At 61.4% G+C, this 19,735-nt stretch carries 13 protein-coding genes; 10 read left to right on the forward strand and 3 right to left on the reverse strand.

Features of this window, described 5'->3' with window-relative positions:
* The first annotated feature begins 48 nt into the window (after positions 1 to 48).
* A complete protein-coding gene (locus tag NCT04_RS23145; RefSeq protein WP_250467884.1) occupies positions 49 to 834 on the forward strand; it encodes an alpha/beta fold hydrolase in 786 nt (261 codons plus the stop codon).
* 6 nt (positions 835 to 840) lie between these two features.
* On the opposite strand, the gene NCT04_RS23150 is transcribed toward NCT04_RS23145, so the two are convergent.
* Together NCT04_RS23150 and NCT04_RS23155 are read right to left on the reverse strand one after the other, a co-directional pair.
* Entirely contained in the window at positions 841 to 1,755 is a 915-nt protein-coding gene (locus NCT04_RS23150; RefSeq protein ID WP_250467885.1) for a LysR family transcriptional regulator, read from the reverse strand.
* A 73-nt stretch (positions 1,756 to 1,828) separates the two neighbouring features.
* Positions 1,829 to 3,301 carry an ATP-binding protein gene (locus tag NCT04_RS23155; RefSeq protein ID WP_250467886.1) on the reverse strand — a complete coding sequence of 491 codons (1,473 nt, stop codon included), beginning with the start codon at positions 3,299 to 3,301 and terminating at the stop codon, positions 1,829 to 1,831.
* A 265-nt stretch (positions 3,302 to 3,566) separates the two neighbouring features.
* On the opposite strand from NCT04_RS23155, the gene NCT04_RS23160 reads away from it, so the two are divergent.
* From NCT04_RS23160 to NCT04_RS23175, 4 genes are read left to right on the forward strand one after another with little or no spacing between them, the layout of a single operon-like run.
* Positions 3,567 to 4,247 (forward strand): response regulator transcription factor, encoded by a 681-nt coding sequence (locus NCT04_RS23160; RefSeq protein WP_244831202.1) that lies wholly within the window; start codon positions 3,567 to 3,569, stop codon positions 4,245 to 4,247.
* A 15-nt stretch (positions 4,248 to 4,262) separates the two neighbouring features.
* A complete protein-coding gene (locus tag NCT04_RS23165) occupies positions 4,263 to 9,245 on the forward strand; it encodes an AAA family ATPase (protein WP_250467887.1) in 4,983 nt (1,660 codons plus the stop codon).
* A 12-nt stretch (positions 9,246 to 9,257) separates the two neighbouring features.
* On the forward strand, positions 9,258 to 12,200 hold the full coding sequence (locus NCT04_RS23170; protein WP_250467888.1) for a hybrid sensor histidine kinase/response regulator: 2,943 nt from the start codon (positions 9,258 to 9,260) through the stop codon (positions 12,198 to 12,200).
* A complete protein-coding gene (locus NCT04_RS23175; protein WP_244831205.1) occupies positions 12,197 to 13,372 on the forward strand; it encodes a hybrid sensor histidine kinase/response regulator in 1,176 nt (391 codons plus the stop codon). Before NCT04_RS23170 ends, NCT04_RS23175 begins: the two co-directional genes overlap by 4 nt.
* A gap of 20 nt (positions 13,373 to 13,392) precedes the next feature.
* Here the strand turns inward: NCT04_RS23175 and NCT04_RS23180 are convergent, their stop codons facing one another.
* Complete coding sequence (locus NCT04_RS23180) at positions 13,393 to 14,214, reverse strand: alpha/beta fold hydrolase (protein ID WP_250467889.1); 822 nt, start codon at positions 14,212 to 14,214, stop codon at positions 13,393 to 13,395.
* Between the two features lie 371 nt (positions 14,215 to 14,585).
* On the opposite strand from NCT04_RS23180, the gene NCT04_RS23185 reads away from it, so the two are divergent.
* The 5 genes from NCT04_RS23185 (at position 14,586) to NCT04_RS23205 (ending at position 19,729) form a co-directional block, all read left to right on the forward strand.
* On the forward strand, positions 14,586 to 15,221 hold the full coding sequence (locus NCT04_RS23185) for a hydrolase (RefSeq protein ID WP_244831207.1): 636 nt from the start codon (positions 14,586 to 14,588) through the stop codon (positions 15,219 to 15,221).
* Positions 15,222 to 15,317: 96 nt separating this feature from the next.
* Positions 15,318 to 17,204 (forward strand): amidohydrolase, encoded by a 1,887-nt coding sequence (locus NCT04_RS23190; protein WP_250467890.1) that lies wholly within the window; start codon positions 15,318 to 15,320, stop codon positions 17,202 to 17,204.
* An 18-nt stretch (positions 17,205 to 17,222) separates the two neighbouring features.
* The gene (locus NCT04_RS23195; protein WP_250467891.1) at positions 17,223 to 18,692 is read left to right on the forward strand and encodes a mechanosensitive ion channel family protein; all 1,470 of its coding nucleotides are present in this window, start codon (positions 17,223 to 17,225) and stop codon (positions 18,690 to 18,692) included.
* 111 nt (positions 18,693 to 18,803) lie between these two features.
* Positions 18,804 to 19,028, forward strand: a complete 225-nt coding sequence (locus tag NCT04_RS23200) for a DUF1427 family protein (RefSeq protein ID WP_244831210.1) — start codon at positions 18,804 to 18,806, stop codon at positions 19,026 to 19,028.
* 20 nt (positions 19,029 to 19,048) lie between these two features.
* Positions 19,049 to 19,729 carry a YoaK family protein gene (locus NCT04_RS23205; protein ID WP_250467892.1) on the forward strand — a complete coding sequence of 227 codons (681 nt, stop codon included), beginning with the start codon at positions 19,049 to 19,051 and terminating at the stop codon, positions 19,727 to 19,729.
* The last annotated feature ends 6 nt before the right edge of the window (positions 19,730 to 19,735 follow it).

Raw genomic sequence — 19,735 nt, forward strand, 5'->3', positions numbered from 1 at the left:
GATCCCACCTAAGATGCTCTTTCGTCACTAAACCCAAGGAGCATCGCCATGAACATCGAAACACGCGGAGCGAGGATTCACGTCAAGGAACAAGGAAGCAGCGAGCCGGCACTCGTGTTTCTCCACTACTGGGGCGGGTCGTTGCGGACATGGGACGGCGTTGTCGGCGCATTGGCGAACGCTCGACACACCATCGCGCTCGATCATCGTGGATGGGGCGAATCGAGCGCGACCGAGCAAGCCTACGCAATAGCCGATCTTGCAAACGACGCAGCAGACGTCGTCGAAGCACTGCACTTGCATCGCTACATCCTGATCGGCCATTCGATGGGCGGCAAGGTCGCGCAATTGCTCGCATCGCGCAGGCCTCGCGGATTGCAGGGCGTCGTGCTTATCGCGCCCTCGCCGCCCTCGCCGATGCAGCTTCCCGATGCCCAGCGAGCCGCGATGGCCGCAGCCTACGACTCGCGCGAATCGGTCGAATGGGTCATGGACAACGTGCTCACCGCAAGTCCGCTTGCGCCCGAGTTGCGCGAGCAAGTGATTGCCGACAGCTTGCGTGGCGCGCCGCAAGCCAAGGCGGCGTGGCCGAACGCCGCCATGCTCGAAGACATCACGAATGAAGTCGGGTCGATCAGTGTTCCCGTCACGGTGATCTCAGGCGAGCTCGACCAGGTGGACCGCGTCGAGACCTTGCGGAAGGAACTGTTGCCTCGCATAGCGGATGCGCGCCTTCATGTCTTGCCCAGCATCGGGCACTTATCGCCACTTGAAGCGCCAGCAGCCGTCGCTGCGCTTATCGAAAAGTTCATCGACGAACTGCAAGCGCGTTGAACGGAATCAGCGTGACGTGCGGTCCCAAGGCGGCTCGTCGCCGAACGCGGCAACCAGACTATCGAGCAGAAGCCGCACTTTCAGCGGCATATGTCGTGCGCTCGGATAAACCGCCTGAATCGCCAACTCCGGCGTCCGATAGTCCGGCAGCAGCGCGACGAGATTCCCCCGCGCGATGTGTTCGCCGAACACGAAGGTCGGCCCATACGCGATACCCGCGCCCGCAAGCGCCGCAGCCAGCAGCATCTGCGTGTTGTTCGCGGCCATGCGGCATGGCCCGTCGATGACCTGCGCGCGGCCTTTCGTATCGGCGAGCGTCCAGTCTCCCACCGACACCGCTTCGCTGAACGCGAGTCGCGGCGCTTGCCGCAAGTCGTCGGGGTTACGCGGCGTGCCGTGTCGTTCGACATAGCCGGGCGACGCGCAGATGACCATTCGACACGGCGCGAGCCTGCGCGCGACGAGGCCGGAGTCGTTGAGGCGACCGATACGTATCGCCACGTCCACGCCGGCTTCGAGCAGATCGACATAGCGGTCGTTCAACGACACTTCTATCGTGACATGCGGATGCTGCTCAAGATATGCAGCGAGGACATCGCCGAGATGCATCGCTCCGAACGTGACGGGCGCCGCGATTCGCAACACGCCACGCGGCGTGTCCTGTGCGTCGCTCGCCTCGCGATTGGCCTCTTCGTAGGCTTCGAGGATGCGTTTGCATCGCTCGTAATAGTGTTGGCCGACCTCGGTCAGACTCAGCTTGCGCGTCGTGCGATGCAGAAGCCGCGCGTTCAGTTCCGCTTCGATTGCGCTCACGTACTTGCCGGCCATCGCGGGCGATAACCCGAAACGTCGCGCGGCAGCGGCGAAACTGCCGCCATCGACGGTCGCGACGAATACTTCGATGCCGGTCAGGCGGTCCATGCGTTCCTCGGCTTTCGTGGCGGGATTGACCTGGTGCCGCGTGATCTTCTCACGCTTCGCTTAACGTCTAACCTTACTCGACAACGAGACCTCGCGGGGTGTAGGGCTCATTCGCTTCGTCGGCACCGGAAAAGTCGGCGCAATGTTCCACATAATGCGCGAGACGCCCGGCGATTGCCGTGCTGTCGTCCTCCGCCGCGAGTCTTTCCAGCGCATACGCACGCATCGATTCCGATAACCGGTAGCGCACGACGGGGCCGTCATATTCGACGATCAACAGCGATTTCGCGGCGAGTTCGCTCGCGGCGTCGATCACGGTTGCGAGCGCGAGTCCGTCATCGCATGCGACAGCGCACAGGGCTTCGAACGAAAACGAGTCTTCGAAAACGGCCATCCTGCGCAGCAAGGTCTTCTCCTGCGCGGCGAGCGGCCCGTAGCTCCAGTCGAAATTCGCACGCAACGTCTGATGACGCGGCAGCGCGGTGCGGTATCCACCAGCGAGCATGGACATACGGTCGTCCAGCCGCCGATGAATATCTTCGAGGCCGAGCGCGGCAAGACGCGCCGTCGCCAGTTCGATGGCAAGCGGATTGCCGTCGAGCCGCCGGCATATCGTCCCTATGCGGCCGATCTGCGCGCTGTCGTCGCCGAGATTGCGCTGCACGGCGCGGCCACGGCGGAGAAAGAGCCGCACGGAAGCATGTTCGAGCGTTTGCGCATCCGTCGATCCGGCGCGCGGCACGTCGAGCGGATCGACGCGATAGAGCGTCTCGGACATGATGCGCAATGGCTCGCGGCTCGTAACCAGAACGCGGATGCCGTCATTGGCGGCGGCGAGCGCATCGACTATTTGCGCGGCATGCGCGATCACATGCTCGGCATTGTCGATGAACACGAGCCCACGCTCGGGCAGCGACGAGAAGTCGAGCGGCTCGTGTTCCGCCAAACCGCATGCGCGCGCGATGGCTTCTTGCAGCGAGCGCGGGTGGTCGAGTCGCGCGAGATCGGCGAAGAAGATCGGCTCTGCGCGCGCCGCTGTCCATTGACGCGCCGCTTCGAGCGCGAGCGCCGATTTGCCGATGCCGCCTGCGCCCACGAGCGTGAGCACTTGCGTCGCGGCGAGCATCGTGGAAATACGGGCAAGCGCGTCTTCTCGTCCGATGAGTTCCGGTCGAGCGAAACGCGCCTCGGCATGCGGACACGAAGGTCTGACAGTTCGCCTTGTCAGTCTGTACCCACGGCCCGGCACGGTCACGATAATGTCGCGATCGCTGCCCAGGTTTTTACGCAGGCTGGATAAGTGAACCTGGATATTGTTTTCTTCGACGACGGTGCGCGGCCAGACTGCGCTCATCAATTCGTCCTTGGTGACGAGGCGCCCTTCCGCTTTAGCCAGCACGACGAGAATATCGAATGCGCGCGAGCCCACGGACATGATCTCGCCTTGACGGTGCAAGGTACGTGCTTCGAGGTCGATCCGTATGCCGCCCAGATCGATAATGCCGCTGTGCGATCCGGGTAAGGGCAACTCGGCAATGGCGTTCATGGTGTCGTTCCGTTTGCGATGGATGTCCGATCACATAACCGATCCTATGCTTCCCAGCCTTTGCGCCCGATGAGAAAATCATTAAGCTTAGTTAACTCCGCGCCTTCATTAGTAATTCGGGAATACCTTGCCATTTTCCGCGCGCACGTTAACTTAATTTAATAATGACCGGATTTATGCGCGGACCATGCGGGCGCATAATGCACGGCGGGAAGCCCTGTACTCGAAAATCAGAGTGCGCTTCGAGCCTGTTACGAGCCATAAAATGAAAATCCTGGTCATCGAAGACAACGAGCAAGTCGCCGGATTCTTGCGCAAGGGTTTGGCCGAAATGGGCCATGTCATCGATTGCGCGGACAATGGCCGCGACGGCATGTTTCTCGCGGCCGGCGAGACCTACGATTCGATCATCTTGGACCGCATGCTGCCGGGCGGTATCGACGGCCTCGGCATCATCTCGGCGTTGCGCGCGACCGGCAACAAGGTGCCTATCCTCATTCTGAGCGCGCTTGGCGAAGTGGATGAACGCATTCGCGGCCTCAAGGCCGGCGGTGACGATTACGTCGTCAAACCCTTTGCGCTGGGCGAAGTCGCGGCGAGGCTCGACGCATTGACGCGACGCTCGCAAGAAAACCTCGTGGACACGGCGTTGAAGGTAGGCGATCTGAGCATAGACCTGCTTTCGCGCAAGGTCGTGCGCGCGGGCAAGGCTATCGTGCTCAAGCCGCGCGAATTCAAGCTGCTCGAATATCTCATGCGCCACGCGGAACAAGTCGTGACGCGCACCATGCTGCTGGAAAATATCTGGGAATATCACTTCGATCCGCAGACCAACGTGATCGATGTGCACGTGAGCAAGCTGCGTCAGAAGATCGATACCGGCTTCGACAAGTCGCTGCTCCTGACCGTCCGCAATGCCGGCTATATGCTGACCGCAGAAGCGTAGCGGGAGGGCGCGAGCATGCTGGAACTGCGGAACTTCGAGCGGCGAACCCTGTGCGATGACGGCGAGTTCGTCCTGTCGCGGCTGTGGCGTCGCGAAGACGCGCAGACCTGGCTTGCCGTGGCGCTGCCTGTGGCGCACGTGGCGCAAGTCGTGGAGAGTCAGGCGCGGCTCACGCGTGCGTTCGAACTGCGCGCGCTACTCGACAGCCCGGTTCTCACGCGGCCGCATGCGCTGGTGGAGTTGCGTGGCGCGGCCACGCTTCTGCTCGAAGATCGCGGCGGTGTTTCGCTTGCATCGATATCTGCGGGAACGCTCGGCGTGCATGAGAGCTTGCGCATCGCGGTGAATCTTGCAGCGGCGCTCAAGGTGCTGCATGCGCGTGGCGTCATGCACAAGGACTTGCGACCGGCCAACATACTCGTCGATGTAGCGAGCGGCGAAGTGGCGCTCACGGGTTTCGGACGCGCATCGAGAGCAACGCGCGAACGTCCCGCAACGGAACTCGCGCCCGTGACCATGGACGCGCTCGCTTACCTTTCGCCTGAGCAAACGGGGCTCACGAATCGCGGTGTGGATTCGCGCTGTGACTTGTATTCGCTCGGCGTCGTGTTCTACGAGATGCTCGCGGGCAAGCTGCCGTATCGCGCCGCGTCGCCCGCCGAATGGCTGCATTGTCATATCGCGCGTCAGCCGATTCCGCTTGCCGAACAAGCGCCTCACGTGCCGCGACAGTTGGCCGCCATCGTCGCGCGGCTCCTCGCGAAAGCCGCCGAGGAACGCTATCAGACCGCGCTCGGGCTCGAACACGATTTGCGGCGCTGTCTCGATTCATGGCAACGCAGCGAGCGTATCGAAGCGTTCACGCCGGGCGAGCACGACACGCCCGAACATTTGCTCATTCCCGAACGCCTTTACGGACGCGAAGTCGAAAGCGCGGCGCTCGCGAACGCATTTCAGCGCGTGGCGCAGCAAGGTCGCTCGGAATTCGTGCTGGTGTCGGGCTACTCGGGTATCGGCAAATCGGCGCTCGTTGGCGACCTGCAAAAGAGGCTCGTGGCCGGTAACGGGCGCTTCGCATCAGGCAAGTTCGATCAATACAAGCGCGACATTCCCTACGCCACCCTCGCGCAATCTTTTCAGCAATTGATCCGCCAACTGCTCGACGATAAAGCCTTCGACCTGCCGTCATGGCAGGCGCGTCTTGCCGATGCGCTTGGCGCGCATGCGCAACTCATCGTCGATCTCGTGCCGGAACTGGAACGTGTGATCGGTCCGCAACCCGCTGTGCCAGCGCTCGGGCCACGCGAGGCGCATGTGCGTCTGCAAGCGGTGCTCGCGCGTTTCGTCGGCACGTTCTGTGGTCCAGGCGAGACGCTCGTGCTCTTTCTCGACGATCTCCAATGGCTCGATTCCGGCACGAGCAGTTGGATCGAATATATGGCGGCGTCCGCGGATACGCGTCACGTGCTCTTCATCGGCGCGTATCGGGACAACGAAGTGGGTCCCACGCACACGCTCTCACGCGTGCTCGCGACGGTGCGCGAAACCAGCACGCCGCTGCATCTCATTCTGCTGGCGCCTCTTGCGCCCGGCGATGTATCGAATCTGCTGACCGACACGCTGCATGCCGACGCCGCCGAAGCAGAACCGCTCGCCAGCCTGCTATTCGACAAGACCGGTGGCAATCCCTTTTTCGTGGTGCAGTTCCTGCGCATTCTCGAAGAGGAACGGCTGTTGCATTTCGACCGCGATACACGCGTCTGGCGCTGGGACATCGACCGCATTCGTGCGGCGCGTTTTGCGGAAAGCGTCGTCGATCTGATGGTGGAGCGCATTGCGCGCGCGCCGCAAGCGACGCAAGACATGCTGAAGTGGTTCGCGTGTCTCGGCAACGCGGCAACGGATGCGACGCTCGCGCAAGTGTGTGCCGATGCCGTAGGCGACATCGACGCCGCGCTCGGCAATGCGGTCGAAGCAGGTCTCGTGTATAGGCGCGAGAACGGTTATGCATTCGTTCACGACCGCGTGCAGGAAGCAGCCTACGCGATGATTCCGCCGGGCGAGCGCGCGCTCGCGCACTTGCGAATCGCGCGAATGTTCGATGCGACCGAAGCGCATGACGCCGAGGCCGACATCTTCGAGATCGTCAACCAGTACGATCGCGCGGTCGCATTGGTCGATAACGCGGCGGAACGCGAGCGAATCGTCGAGCTCAATTTGCAGGCGGGCAAGCGCGCGAAGGCTTCGTCGGCGTTCGGTTCCGCCTTGACGTACTTCTCGACGGGAAGCGATCTTCTCGATACCGCTCGATGGCACGACGACTATGCGCGCAAGTTCGCGCTGGAAAGCAACCGCGCCGAGTGCGAGTTCCTGACAGGCGATACCCAAGCCGCGTGCAAGCGATTGACCGAACTCGCCGAGCGGGCAAGCACGCTGCCGGATCGCGCCATTGTCACGTTCCTGCGCGTCACGCTCTACACCGCGCTCGATCAGATGCAGCTTGCCGTGCAAACGTGTCTGGAGTATTTGCGGCACGTCGGTATCGAGTGGCAGCCGCATCCGGGACGCGCCGCCGCGCGCCTCGAATACGACGCGCTGCTTCGGCAGATCGGCTCGAAGCCGATCGAACGCCTGATCGACCTGCCCTTGCTCGAAGCGTCCGATCTCGCCGCCACGCTCGATGTGCTCACGGCCGTGCTGCCGCCCGCGTTCTTCAGCGACGAAGACCTCGTCTGCCTGGTGCTGTGCCGCATGGCGAATCTGAGCGTGGCGCACGGCAACAGCGATGCATCGTCGCTCGGCTATGCCTATCTCGGCATGGTGACGGGTCCTATCTTCGGCGACTATCAGGCTGGGTTCGGCTTTGGGCGCCTGGGACTTGCGCTCGTCGACGAACGCGCGCTAGACCGCTTCAAGGCGCGCGTCTACATGTGCTTCGCCTATCACGTCACGCCGTGGACGCGGCACATTCGCACGAATCTGCCCTTGTTGCGCCGCGCGTTCAATGCCGCGACGGAGAGCGGCGATCTGACCTATACGGGCTTCAGCAGTTGCACGTTGATCACGAGTCTGCTGGCTGCGGGCGAACCGCTTGCAGACGTGGAGCGCGAGGCACAAGAGCGGCTGTCGGTCGTGAAGAGCGCGAAGTTCGGGCTTATCGTCGATATCATTACTTCGCAGTTGCGGCTGATCGGTCACTTGCGTGGCGACAGCGTGCTTCTCGCGGGATTCGACGAAGCCGAGTTCGAGCGCCGCCTCGAAGCCGATGCCAGTCTCGCGATTGCCGCATGCTGGTACTGGATTCGCAAGCAGCAATGGCTCCATTTCGCCGATGACATAGCGGGCGCCGCCGCTGCGGGCGATAAAGCCAGGCCGCTCTTGTGGACCTCCGCCGGCCACTTCGAAATGGCCGAATACTATTTTCATGCGGCGCTGGTGCTTGCACGCATGCACGATCCGCGCAAACACGATGTGTCGTCAACACTTGCGGAGTATCACGGCAAGTTGCAGGTCTGGGCCTATCACGGTCCGGCGAATTTCGGCTGCCGGGCGGCGCTCGTGGAAGGCGAAGTCGCGCGCATCGAGAACCGGCCGTTCGACGCGATGCGTCATTACGAAGACGCTATCGCGCTCGCACGCGAACATCGCTTTGTGCAGATCGAAGCGCTGGCCCATGAAACGGCCGCGCGCTTTTACATCGAACGCGAATTCACGACTATCGCTCATGTCTATCTGGGCCATGCACGGCGCGCGTATCTGCGCTGGGGCGCGATGGCGAAGGTTCACGCGCTGGAGCGGCTTTATCCGGAACTCGTCGAAAGCCCTGCCGAAAGCCTGACGGCAAGGAATGTCGTGGCGGAACGCTTCGATGTGGAAACCGTCGTGCAGGCGTCGCAAGCAATCTCAGGCGAGATCGTGCTCGAACGGCTCTTGCGCACGCTCATGACCATCGTGCTCGAACATGCGGGCGCGCGTCGCGCGGTGCTCGTCTTGCCGCGCGAAGAGAAACTGTGGATCGAGGCGCAGGCCGTATCTGGCAGGGACGGTGTGCAGGTCCGCATGGAAAGCGCTCCGATGACGCCGCGTGAATTGCCGGTATCCATCGTGCACTTCGCCATGCGCATGCGGGAGCGCGTGCATATCGACGACGCCACGTTGCCCAATGAATTCTCCGCCGACGAGTATCTGCGTTCGAGCGGCGCGCGCTCGGTGCTCGTCGTGCCCATCATCAAGCAGGCCAAGCTCAAGGGCGTGCTGTATCTCGAGAACGATCTCGCGCCCGGCGTGTTCACGGCAGCGCGTATCACGGTGCTGACACTGCTTGCGTCGCAGGCGGCTATTTCGCTCGAGAACGCATCGCTCGAACAGAAGGAGGCCATGCTCGAAGAGAAGGAAGCGTTGCTTCACGAAGTGCATCATCGCGTGAAGAACAATCTGCAACTCATCAGCAGCCTGCTCAATCTGCAGGCTTCGCGTGTAGAAGACAAGGCGGTAGCCGAACTTTTCGCCGAAAGCCGCAACCGTGTGCGATCGATGGCGATGGTGCACGAAAACCTTTATCGTGCTGGCAATTTCGCTCGCATCATGATGGCGCCGCACGTGAGGAACCTGTGCAAGCATCTCGCGCAGGCTTACGACATGCGGCGCCTCGGCGTGGACATGGACGTGGTCGTCGACGATATCCAGCTCGACATGAATCGCGCGGTGTCGTGCGGGCTCATCATCAACGAGCTCGTTTCCAATGCGCTCAAACATGCGTTTCCGGAGGGACGCGGCGGACTGTTGCGTATCGAGCTTCGTATCACGGACAAGGACCGTTGCCGCCTCGTGATCGCCGACGATGGCGTGGGACTGTCGCCCGCGTTTTCGCTCAATCAGGCCGACACGCTCGGGCTGCAACTCGTGCATGATCTCGCGCATCAATTGCACGGCAATGTCGATGTGAACCGCGCAGGCGGCACGGTCTTCACCATAGCCTTCGAAGCCGAAGCAAGCTGACCTCAACGAACGATGGCACCTGCACGCATCCTGATTGTGGAAGACGACCGAGTGGTCGCCCGCGATATCGCCCAGCAAATGATCCGCAACGGTCATACGGTGGTCGGCTCGACCGCGCGCGGCGAAGATGCGCTCCTGCTGGCGAAGGAAGTGCGTCCCGATCTCGTGCTCATGGATGTGCGGCTCGAAGGCGAGCTCGACGGTATCGACGCGGCGCGGCTTCTGCGCGAGCAATTCAGGCTGCCAGTCGTGTTCCTGACCGCTTATGCCGACGAGGAAACCGTGCAGCGCGCCACCACGGCCGAGCCGTTCGGTTATGTGCTCAAGCCATTCGACGACACGCAATTGCGCACCGTGGTCGAAATGGCGCTCTACAAATACGCGGCCGAGCGGCGCATGCGCGAAAGCGACGAGCGCTATGCGGTGACGCTGTCGAGTATCGGCGATGGCGTGATCGCAACGGACCCGGAAGGGCGCATCGACTTCATGAACGCGGTGGCCGAACGGTTGACGGGCTGGCCACGCAATGAAGCACGCGGCCGCTTGCTGGGCGAGGTCTTTTGCGTCGTCGATGAAATCACGCGCGAGCCGGTGTCGTCGTTCTTGCGCGCGGATGAAGACATCGGCTTGCCGAGCCGCAATCTGCTGATCGCGCGTCACGGCCAGGAAGTGCCGGTGGAAGCGAGCGGTTCGCCTATCGTCGATGAACGCGGCGAAGGGCTCGGCATCGTGTTCGTGTTCCGCGATGTCACGCAACGGCGGCGCGCGGAAGAAGCGGAGATTTTGCGTGAGACCAATGCACGATTCGAAGCGGCGATGTGCGGATCGAATGTCGGCGTATGGGAAATCGACATGCCCGACGGCGATTTCCGCCACGGCAAGGCACGCTTCTCGAACATCTGGGAATGGCTCGGCTATGGCGGCAAGGAGCCATTGCTCGACTACGAGTCGTACATGAGCGTGGTGCACCCGCAGGAACGGGCCGCGACCGAAGCGGCCGTCGAGCGTTATCTCGAACATGCGAATGGCGTGTTCGAGATGGAGAACCGCCTCTTGCATAGCGATGGCAGCGATCGCAAGGTGCTGGTACGCGGCATGGCAAGGCGCGATGCGAGCGGCAAGCCCGTGCGCTTCGTCGGGAGTCTAGTGGACATCACCGAGCTCAAGCACGCCGAGAACGAACTACGCGCGAGCGAGGAACGCTTTCGCGGCACCTTCGAGAACGCGGCCGTGGGTATTGCGCATTGCGACCTCGAAGGCCGCTTTTTGCGCGTGAATCAGCGTGCTTGCGAGATCGTCGGATACGAACGCGATGCGTTGCTCGGCAAGCGCCTGCGCGATGTCACCGACGACGACTTCGTGACCGGAAGCCTGCAACGCTATTTCATGTTGACCGAGGGCGGCGTTTCGCATTACTCGGAAGAGAAACCGCTCGTGAGACGCGACGGTCAGCGCGTGTGGGTCAATTTATCGGTGGCGCTGCAATACGACTCTTCCGGGCACACGAGTCACACCATCGCCATCATTCAGGACATCTCGGCGCGCAAGGCACTGGAAGATGCGGTGCGCGTGGCGCGCGACGCCGCCGAAGCGGCCAACAAGGCGAAGGATCAGTTTCTCGCGAATATCAGCCACGAATTGCGCACGCCGCTCAACGGCATTCTCGGCTATGCGCAAATCCTGCGACGCGATGAAACGTTGAGCCGCAGACAGTTGTCTAGTCTTGGCGTGATCGAACAGAGTGGCGAGCATCTTCTCATGCTCATCAACGATTTGCTGGACTTCGCGCGCATCGGTGCGGGCAAGCTCGAAATGCAGGTGCGCGATGTGCCACTCGGTCCGTTTCTCGATGTCATCGCGGAGATCGTCGGCGTGCGCGCCCAGCAAAAGGGCCTGCAACTCCACTATCATGCGGCGCCGAATCTGCCGCGCGCGATCAGCGTCGATGAAAAGCGCTTGCGTCAGGTGTTGCTCAATCTGCTCGTCAATGCAGTGAAGTTCACGGATCAGGGCGAAGTCAGTCTCGCGGTTTCGGAAATATGGCCCGGACGTCTGCGCTTCGAAGTGAAGGACACGGGAATAGGTATCAGCCCCGACCGGCTCGATGTGATCTTTCAGCCCTTCGAGCAGGCGGGCGAACTCACGCGTCGGAGCGGCGGCGCGGGACTCGGTCTTGCCATCAGCCGGCAACTCGTGCGCATGATGGGAAGCGATATCCACGTCGCGAGTTCGCTTGGCCGAGGCAGCGCGTTCTGGTTCGAACTCGACGCGCCCGGCGCCACGGCGCAACCCGTGCCCGCGATTCTGCCGGTGGGTGTCACGCGCTATGAAGGCCGCGAGCGTCACATACTCGTGCTCGACGATGTCGCGGCCAATCGCATCCTGCTCGTCGATACCTTGCAACGTAGCGGCTTTCGCGTATCACAAGGAGAGAATGGCCGCGAGGGACTTGCGATGGCGAGCGAGGACCGGCCCGATCTGATCGTCGTCGATACGCTCATGCCGGTGATGGGTGGCATCGAGATGCTGGAGCGTCTGCGCGCGCTGGAAGCGTTGCGCGACGTGCCAGTGATCGCCGTATCGGCCGATGCATCGCGCGGCAATGCGCAGACCAATCTCGCGGCGGGCGCCAATGTGTTCATCGAAAAGCCGCTGAATCTGCATGTGCTGCTCAAGGAGATCACCGGCCTTCTGGCGTTGCAATGGGCGCCGCGTACGGGAAGACATGCTCGGGCCGATGAAGCGCTCGTCGTGCCGCCGCCCGAGGAAATGGCGCTGCTGCATCGCTTTGCGCTGCTCGGTTCGATGCGCGACATCATTGAGCGGGCCGAGCATCTGACGGTACTCGACAAGCGCTATGAAATTTTCGCAACGCGTCTGCGATGTCTTGCCGCCGGGTACGAATCGCAAGCGCTGTTGTCCCTGATCGAAGAACATCTGGACCCAAGCTCGTGAGTACGCAAGACTTACCCGATACCGCCACGCCAGTCGTTCTCGTTGTCGACGATACCGCAACGAATCTCGGCCTCGTGGTCGATGCGCTCGAAGGAAACAACCTGCGCGTGACCGTTGCGCGCGATGGCCGCGAGGCGCTGGGCCGCGCCGAACTGGTGCAGCCCGATCTGATTCTGCTCGACGTGATGATGCCCGGTCTCGACGGTTTTGAGACCTGCCGTCAGCTCAAGGCCAACCCGAACACGCGCGACATTCCGGTCATCTTCATGACCTCGCTCACGCAGACCGAGGACAAGATCACGGGCTTCAGCGCTGGCGCCGTGGACTTCGTCACCAAGCCACTGCACATGGAGGAAGTCGCCGCGAGAGTGCATACGCATCTCAAGTTGCGGGCTTTGCAGAAGTTGCAGCGCGAGCAGAATGTGCGGCTCCAGGAAGAGGTCAACACGCGCAAGCAGGCGCAGGAAGCGCTGATCGAAGTCATCAACGGCGTGCGCAACGTGTCGAATGCAATCGCCCATGATTTGCGTACGCCGCTTGCCGAACTGCGTTCGCGTCTCGAAGTGCTGATGATCGGCTTGCGCAAGGAAGGGAATGAAGCCACGCTCGCGCAACTGGAGCCCGCGCTTGCGGATGTCGATCGCGTGATCGGCATCTTCAATGCGCTCTTGCGGCTCGCCGAAATCGATGCGGGCGTGCGTCGCTCGGGTTTCGAGTCCAGCGATTTGCTCGCCATTGTCTCGGATGCAGTCGAGTTCTATCAGCCCGTGGCGGAACTGCGTGGCGTGACGCTTTCCATGACGCAGGCGGACGAACTGTACGCTGTGGTCGATCCCTTGCTGCTGGCGCAGGCTATCGGCAATCTGATCGATAACGCTATCAAGTTCGCGCGTGAAAATGGCGAGGTCGAAGTGTCGCTCCTGGCGCGCGATGACGGCATAGAGTTATCCGTATCCGACGATGGCCCCGGTATTCCCGACGCGGAAAAGCACAAGGTCACCGAGCGGTTCTATCGCGGCGACGCGAGCCGTGGCACGCCCGGTGTAGGACTTGGGCTCGCGCTCGTCAAGGCGGTGGCGACGTTGCATCACGGCAAACTCGAATTCGCCGATAAGCATCCGGGATTAAGTGCGGTACTGACTATTCGGTCGGCTGACATGCTCGCTTCGTAGCAAGCATGTCACGTGCAGCATCAGCTTTGCAAGAACGCCAGTAGATCCGCATTCACGCGATCGGCTTCCGTCGTGCACATGCCGTGCGGCGCGCCAGCATAAACCTTTAGCGTCGCGTTCTTCACGATCTCCGCCGTGCGTCGTCCCGACGCTTCTATCGGCACGATTTGATCGTCGTCGCCATGCAAAACGAGCGTGGGAATGTCGATTTTCTTCAGATCATCGGTGTAGTTCACTTCCGAGAATTGCTTGATGCACTCGTACTGGCCTTTGATCGAACCCATCATGCCCTGCCGCCAGAACTCGTCGATGTTGCCTTGTACGACCTTCGCGCCGTCACGGTTGTAGCCCAGAAACGGTACGGCCAGATCCTTGAAGAATTGCGAGCGATTCGAAGCCGTATTGTCGCGGATGCCGTCGAACACCGACATCGGCAAGCCGAGCGGATTACTCTCGGACTTGAGCATCATCGGCGGCACGGCTCCGATCAGCACGGCCTTCGAGACGCGCGCGCTGCCATGACGTCCGATGTAATGCGCAACCTCGCCGCCGCCCGTCGAATGGCCGACGAGCATGGCGTCCTTCAGATCGAGCGCGTCGAGCACGGCGGCGAGATCGTCCGCATACGTGTCCATGTCGTTGCCTTCCGAAGTCTGGTCGGAGCGGCCATGACCGCGACGGTCATGCGCAATGACGCGGTATCCCTTCTGCGCCAGATACAGCATTTGCGGGTCCCATGCATCCGCGCAAAGCGGCCAGCCATGCGAGAAGACCACCGGCTTGCCGCTGCCCCAGTCCTTATAAAAAATATTCGTGCCGTCCTTGGTCTTTACGGTGCTCATGGCGTGTCCTTTAGCGATGTTGGTCGAGCGCGTGCGCTAAGAATCATTCCTTGAGCGCGACGCGTGGACCGAATCTTAGCCGCGTGGAAGACGCCTGAACTTGAGAAAAGATTAATTGTTCTTAAGGCGGTTTAATCGCGGTGCATGCTCCTGCCAGCGAAAGGCCAAGTCCTGAAATTCATTTCCTGAAAATCCCACGCGCTAAAAATCGAAGTGCATTTTCTTAGCGAATATTCGTTAAGAACAATTAAGGGATTTTTCAAGGACTCGGCGAAGACGCGTGGCTATCATCCATCTCAATCCTTCCAGCCGCTCACCCGAGCACGGCATGTTCGTCCTGACTGCCGCATCTTTTCCAACGGAGCCTGCAAATGCCGCAAGAACTATTGACCCCGGATACCTGCGCGGTTGCGCTGATCGACTATCAGCCGCAGATGTTTTTTGGCACGACCTCGCATGAACGCACCACCATCCTGCATAACGTGCAGGCTATCGCCAAGGCGGCGAAGTTGTTCAAGGTGCCGACCATTCTCACTACCGTTGCCGCCAAAACCTTTAGCGGCGACATGGTGCCCGAAGTGCAAGGCGTGTTTCCGGAGCAGCAGCCGGTCGACCGTACCTCGATGAACTCGTGGGAAGACGCGGGCTTTCGCCGAGCAATCGAAGCGACGGGCCGCAAGAAGATCGTGCTCGCGGGTCTTTGGACGGAAGTGTGCGTGACGTTTCCGACCGTGCAGATGATCGCGGAAGGCTATCAAATCTACGTCCCGACCGATGCCTGTGGCGACATCACGCACGAAGCGCACGAACGCGCCGTGCAGCGAATCATCCAGGCCGGCGCGGTGCCAATGACGTCGCTTCAGTTCATGTTCGAACTGCAACGCGACTGGGGCCGCACCGAGACTTACGAAGGTTGCATGGACATTCTCAAGTCGCATAGCGCGTATGGCATCGGCGTGCGTTATGCGAAATCGATTCTCGGGGAACACGCAAGCGAAGCGGGTTGATTCAGCTCGCAGTCGTATCGAAAAGGCTGGCGCGAAGTTCATCGCGCCGGCTTCCAGCAAGCGCCGCGTCGCGGCACGCCTCACACGAGAACGCCCATGAATTCAAGCACGAGCTCAGGCACGGGTTCAGGCACGCCCGCGCGCGCCGATACCGTATTCTTCAACGGCAAGATTGCCACGCAGGACGACAAGCGTTCGTTCGCGGATGCACTCGCCGTTGCCGATGGAAAGGTCATCGAAGCAGGATCGCGTGAAGTCGTGATGCGTCATGCGAACGACGCGACGCGCCTCATCGATCTCAACGGGCGCACCGTGATTCCCGGCCTCAACGATTCGCATCTGCATGTCATACGCGGCGGCCTCAACTTCAACATGGAGTTGCGTTGGGATGGCGTTCCGTCGCTTGCGGACGCGCTCGACATGCTGAGGAAGCAGGTTGCACGCACGCCCGCCCCGCAATGGGTGCGCGTGGTCGGCGGCTGGAACGAATTTCAGTTTGCGGAGCGCCGTGGTCCGACGCTCGAAGAGATCAACGCGATTGCACCGGACACGCCGGTGTTCATCCTGCATCTGTATGACAGCGCATTGCTCAACGCGGCGGCCTTGCGCGCGGTCGGCTATACGAAGGAAACAGCCGATCCGCCCGGCGGCGAAATTCAGCGCGACAAGCGCGGCAATCCGACCGGCATGCTGATCGCGCGGCCCAACGCGGGCCTTCTTTACGCGACGCTCGCCAAGGGTCCGAAGCTGCCGCCCGACGAGCAGCGCAATTCCACGCGCCACTTCATGCGCGAGTTGAATCGTCTTGGCGTGACGAGCGCGATCGATGCAGGCGGCGGATATCAGGCTTATCCCGACGATTACGCTGTCATCATGGACTTGGCGAAGCACAACGAATTGACCGTGCGTATTGCGTACAACCTCTTCACGCAGAACGCAAAGAAGGAGATTGAAGACTTCGCGAAGTGGGTGAAGATGACGAAGCCCGGCGAAGGCGACGACTTCCTGCGCGTGAACGGCGCAGGCGAAATGCTGGTGTTCTCGGCGGCTGATTTCGAAGACTTTCTGGAACCGCGCCCCGACCTGCCCGACACGCTCGAAACCGAACTCGAAGCGGTAGTGCGTCTGCTCGTTGCAAACCGCTGGCCGTTCCGTCTGCATGCCACCTATAACGAATCGATCGAACGCTTCCTCAATGTGTTCGAACGTGTGAATGCCGACATTCCCTTCGATGGCTTGCGCTGGTTTTTCGATCATTGCGAGACCATCACGCAGAAAAATATCGACCGTGTAAAGGCGCTTGGCGGCGGTATCGCAATCCAGCATCGCATGGCGTATCAAGGCGAGTACTTCATCGCACGATACGGCGAGGAAGCCGTGAAGCGCACGCCGCCTATCCGCCACATGCTCGATGCCGGTCTGCCCGTGGGCGCGGGCACCGATGCCACGCGCGTGGCGAGCTTCAACCCGTTCGTCTCGCTTTATTGGATGGTGTCGGGCAAGACGGTCGGCGGCACGGCCATGTACAACGGCGCGAACAAACTCGACCGCATGGAAGCGTTGCGCCGTTATACCGTTGGCAGCGCGTGGTTTTCAAGCGAGGACGATCGCAAGGGCGCGCTCGTCGCGGGGCAGTTCGCGGACTTCGCGGTGCTATCGGAAGACTTCTTCACCGTCGATGAAAGCCGCATCAAGTTTCTCGATTCGGTCATGACCGTGGTGGGCGGCAAGGTCGTCTATGCGAGCGACGAGTTCACCCCATACGGTCCCCCGGACTTGCCGGTGAGTCCGTCATGGTCGCCGGTTGCGGAGTTCGGCGGTTATAGCCGTTACAAGCCGACCGCGGTTGCCTGCGTGGACGGTTGCGTGAATCTTTGCAACGTGCATGCGCATGCGCACGGTTTCGCGTGGCGCAAGAACGTACCTGTCAGCGACTCGAACGGCTTCTGGGGCGCGCTGGGATGCAGTTGTTTCGCGTTTTGAACAAGGGCGACTGACGCGATGCCGACCCTGACCGACGGCCTGCTCTTCGGCATCGCGATACTCGTCGTAGACTTCCTCGCGTGGCGCTTCATGGACCGAAGAAGCGAGCCTATGCGGCTTGCGTTTCGTGCGTCCATGTTCGCGTTATCGACGTGGGTGTTGTTCGCGCACGGCATGAATCCGCTCTTTGCGGCGCCCTGGCCCAACGAACCGCTGCGGCATCTGCTTGCGCAAGTGCTGGAGTTGATGTGGTGGCTGCAAGGCGCGCGGCTCGTCACGATCATGCTCGACCGCATCGTGCTGCCCGAGGCGTGGCACAAGGAGCGGCTCTTTCAGGACGTGCTCGGTGCGCTCGTCTATCTGGCTGCCGCGGTCGCGGCCGTCGCGTTCGTGTTGCAGCTGCCCGTGCGCGGGTTGCTGGCGACCTCGGGCGCGGTGGCCATTGTCATCGGACTTGCAATTCAGAGCACGCTCAACGATGTGTTCTCGGGCATCGTGCTCAACGCCACGCAGCCGTTTCGTCTGGGCGACTGGATCACTATCGGCGATGCCGAAGGCAAGGTCGTCGAGAGCAACTGGCGCGCGACAAGCCTGCTCAACGGGCAGGGCAATATCGTCGTGATCCCGAACAGCGTCGCGGCGCGCACGAACATCGTTAATTCGAATCAGCCGTTCGATACGAACGGCATCAGCGTCGTGCTCTCGGTGGATCCATCGGTGCGTCCCGCTGTCGTGCTCGATGCGCTCGGCGATGCCGCAGCGAGTTGCATCGACGTTATCGGCCGTCCCGCGCCGGTCGTAAGTGTGCGGCGCGCGACTGAAGACGCCATCGAATACGAGATTCTTTGTTATGTCGATTCGCTCGACAAGAAAGTTTCGGTGCGCAGCGATCTCTTCGATCTGGCGCATCGGCATCTAGGTTCGCGTGCGGTCGTGTTGCGTCCGTTGTCGGCGCCACGGCAGACGACGCAAGCCATCGACGAGAAGCTCGTGTTGTTGCGCGACGTGACCATCTTTCATACGCTCGATGCGGACGAACTGAACGAGCTCTCCAAACGCCTCACACGTCATGTTTTCGAAGTGGGCGAAACGGTGTTTGCAGCGGGCAGCGACGAAGGTCAGGCGTTGCACATCATTGCGCGTGGCGTGGCAAGCGTGACGGTGCCGAAAGCATCGCACGATCTCGAAGTGCGAAGACTTGCACCCGGCGATTCCATCGGTCAATCCGGCATTCTCGCGGGCGTGCAAAGCGATGTGACCGTGCGTGCGACGACGCGCGTCGTCGTGTACCGGCTCGACAAGGAGGCGCTCACGCCCATCCTCGCGCGACGTCCCGAGGTCACGAGCGAGATGTGCAGGCTGCTTTCCGAGCATCGGGCGAGCGACCAGATGTTGCGCGCGGCGCCTGCCGGGCAGGCATCGGAACATAGCAGTCTTTTCGGATGGATTCGCGAGAGCGTGAAGCGTTTTCATCAATTGACCTTTTGAGATCTTAAGGTTTTTTAAGCTTTATCCAAGGCCAATTATCAATCGGCTTGCTAGGCTTTCCCTTAAGGGAGAGACAGCGTTTCTTCTTTAGGAAAGGATGGAACAGAGAACATGGGCTATGTCATTTCACTCGGTGTGGGCTTCGCGGTCGGCCTGCTCTATTGGCTCTTGCGCGTGCAGTCACCCGCGCCGCCTTTGATCGCGCTAGCGGGACTGCTCGGCATGGTACTCGGCGAACACGCAATACCGGTCGTGAAGTCGCAGTTCTTCGCGCAAACCGAAAGCGTGAACGTCGTATCGAAGGACAAGGCTGGCACGTCGCGTGAAGGCGGCTGAGGTTTCACCGGAGAAGTCCCTTGAAAGAGCATGAAGAGACGGTGCTCGCGTTCATAGCGGGATACGTGGATACGCTGGGATTCGTCGCGTTGTTCGGCCTCTTCACGGCGCATGTGACGGGCAACTTCGTGCTGATCGGCGCGGAGGTCGCGGGCGTGGGGCAAGGCGTGCTGCTCAAGCTGCTGGCGTTTCCGGCGTTCATCGTCGGCGTGGGATCGGCGAGCGTGGCGGCAAAGATCATGAAGGCACGTGGCGACGCCTACATCGCCGCAGCATTGCATCTGTGGCAAGCGTTGCTGTTGTTCGCGTTCTTCGGCACAGGACTGCTCGCGTTGCCTATCGATGACGCTTCATCGGGCATGGTGCTGCTCTGCGGCGTGTTGGGCGCCACCGCAATGGGCGTGCAGAACGCGCGCCCGAAAGTCTTGCAGAAGCCCGGGCTGCCCAACACAGTGATGACCGGCAATGTCACGCAGATCGTGCTCGATCTGGTCGATCTCGCGCATCGCGGTTCGCATCATGCAGAAGGGCCGCAAGTGCTCACGCGTTTGCGCGCCACGCTCACGGCCATGCTTGCCTTTGCCATCGGCGCGGTGGGCGGCGCGCTCGCCTTCGTGCATCTCTCGTTCTACGGACTGATCTTGCCCATCGCGCTGCTTCTGTTGCTCGCATGGCCGCCGCGCGTTGCCCGGGCGGCGTGACTTACG

Origin of the sequence: Caballeronia sp. GAFFF2, from assembly GCF_023631485.1 — a bacterium.
GTDB lineage: Bacteria > Pseudomonadota > Gammaproteobacteria > Burkholderiales > Burkholderiaceae > Caballeronia.

Excerpts from the sequence above, each read along its gene's own strand:
- NCT04_RS23145 (WP_250467884.1), top strand. The coding sequence starts at position 49 with ATGAACATCGAAACACGCGGAGCGAGGATTCACGTCAAGGAACAAGGA.
- NCT04_RS23150 (WP_250467885.1), bottom strand. The coding sequence starts at position 1,755 with ATGGACCGCCTGACCGGCATCGAAGTATTCGTCGCGACCGTCGATGGC.
- NCT04_RS23155 (WP_250467886.1), bottom strand. The coding sequence starts at position 3,301 with ATGAACGCCATTGCCGAGTTGCCCTTACCCGGATCGCACAGCGGCATT.
- NCT04_RS23160 (WP_244831202.1), top strand. The coding sequence starts at position 3,567 with ATGAAAATCCTGGTCATCGAAGACAACGAGCAAGTCGCCGGATTCTTG.
- NCT04_RS23165 (WP_250467887.1), top strand. The coding sequence starts at position 4,263 with ATGCTGGAACTGCGGAACTTCGAGCGGCGAACCCTGTGCGATGACGGC.
- NCT04_RS23170 (WP_250467888.1), top strand. The coding sequence starts at position 9,258 with ATGGCACCTGCACGCATCCTGATTGTGGAAGACGACCGAGTGGTCGCC.
- NCT04_RS23180 (WP_250467889.1), bottom strand. The coding sequence starts at position 14,214 with ATGAGCACCGTAAAGACCAAGGACGGCACGAATATTTTTTATAAGGAC.
- NCT04_RS23185 (WP_244831207.1), top strand. The coding sequence starts at position 14,586 with ATGCCGCAAGAACTATTGACCCCGGATACCTGCGCGGTTGCGCTGATC.
- NCT04_RS23190 (WP_250467890.1), top strand. The coding sequence starts at position 15,318 with ATGAATTCAAGCACGAGCTCAGGCACGGGTTCAGGCACGCCCGCGCGC.
- NCT04_RS23195 (WP_250467891.1), top strand. The coding sequence starts at position 17,223 with ATGCCGACCCTGACCGACGGCCTGCTCTTCGGCATCGCGATACTCGTC.
- NCT04_RS23200 (WP_244831210.1), top strand. The coding sequence starts at position 18,804 with ATGGGCTATGTCATTTCACTCGGTGTGGGCTTCGCGGTCGGCCTGCTC.